1 protein-coding gene is annotated in these 1,651 nt (G+C 46.9%); it reads right to left on the bottom strand.

Annotation, left to right across the window (positions count from 1 at the left end):
- Nucleotides 1-1,148: Calx-beta domain-containing protein (locus QUB14_RS28545; protein ID WP_333221624.1), on the bottom strand; the 1,148-nt coding region annotated here is incomplete at its 3' end.
- Between the last annotated feature and the right edge of the window lie 503 nt (nt 1,149-1,651).

Genomic DNA, 1,651 nt, shown 5'->3' with positions numbered 1-1,651 from the left:
ACGGCTGCAATCGTCGTTCCATCTTCGTTGACGCTGAAAGTAGGAGCACTAAATTCCAGGGTGCTGTCATCGTCCACGATGTTCAAAGTGGCGGTACTTAGCTCTCCAATCGTGGCGCCTGTAGGGTTGGTCAAAGTTAAGTTGACTGTTTCCTCATTCTCCACCACAGTATCGTTGGCGATCGGAATGGTGATGGTTTGGGGTGTAGAATCACCAGCGGCAAAATTCACCACAATGGGCTCATTGGTGTAGTCATCAGGGGCGATAGCAGTACCATCGCTCAATTCCACCGTGGCACTGGCGGCACCAGTCGTACTGCCAGTACGTGTAACTGTTACGGCTGCAATCGTGGTTCCATCTTCGTTGACGCTGAAAGTAGGAGCACTAAATTGCAGGGTAATCGGATCTTCAGTTCCTTGATATTCAATGTTCCGCACCAGGTAGTCGGAACCATCGTCTTTGAAGGGGGTGGCGACGTAGGCAGCGGTGGGGCTATCGTAGGCTTTCGTGGAGAACCGGAGTTCGTCAAAAGTAGCGCCGCCGAGAGGGTTTGCATCTATCTTGAATTTGAAACTGCCATCGGTGCGATCACCAATGAAACTCACTCCATCTGAAGACACAGTGAAGGGTTTTGGAGTGATCGGAGCGTTGAGGCGAGCGATCGTAAAATTGCTGGCTGGTACCAGAACCCCATTATTAAAGATTTGCAGGAAACCAACTTCATTGCCTTGATCGCCCAAACCTGGAGCTGTTTTGGGACTCAATCCACTGAGGTCGATCGTTGTGCTAGTGATGTCTTGGTTATCTGCCCATTTCACCTTCAGCGCCTGAGATTGATTGGTGTTGGGGTTATGGTTGATTTCCGCCCGAATTTTCTTGGCGTCGGTGAACCAACCATCATAAGAGGATGGGACACCAATACCACCGGTACTGCCGTAGCTCAACCAGCTTTTAGGGTTTTCGTTGGTTGCTAAGGTGAGGTTGCTGATGACATTCGGGTTAAGGTAGTCAGTTTCCACGCCATCAAAAGCTATCCCAGACAGTTTGATGCCTTGATTCTGGGCGGCATTCGGCCATTTTGCGATCAGGTCATTGAGAGCGCTGTAATTATTGGTTTGACCCAAAGAACCAGTGAATAAAGTAGCCATAGCTTCTGTGTTAATGATGAGTAATTAAGGATTAGAAGTGAGTGAAAACCAGAGGTTGGGCTTTCTTGTAGCGATCGGTCACTGCAAGAAAAATTTCCTCATACGTGCAGGGAAATCAAGTAAAAATGCTTGCCCAATCAGCATCTGAAGGTATTATTGCCCCCGCTCGAATGTTTTGTGTAAATAATTACACCTACTTAAACATATTTACCTAGAGATGTTTAACTTTCATCATCAATAGGTTTTATCCGGAAAAAGTGCGATCTTTTTTTCAGCCCTATAAAAAGCGGGTTTTCCACATCTGTAGAGGAGAGCTTAAATCCCCGATTTCGGCCCCCAAGAGGCAGCTTTCACTGATTCAGGGGGCAAAAGTGAATCAGGGGAGACAATTTTGAGTAAAAATACTTAGAATTTTATATGTCTAAGCTGAAGTTCCCCCCGTAGAGGGGATGTTCAAATCTCTCAAACCCTTGCACTACAAGGAACAATTGCCTTTTTGCCCC

The sequence above is a fragment of the Microcoleus sp. B3-D2 genome (genome assembly GCF_036705345.1).
Classification (GTDB): Bacteria; Cyanobacteriota; Cyanobacteriia; order Cyanobacteriales; family Microcoleaceae; genus Microcoleus.
The sequence above is the reverse complement of the archived record's forward strand: the minus strand, read 5'-3'. Positions and strand labels throughout refer to the sequence as shown.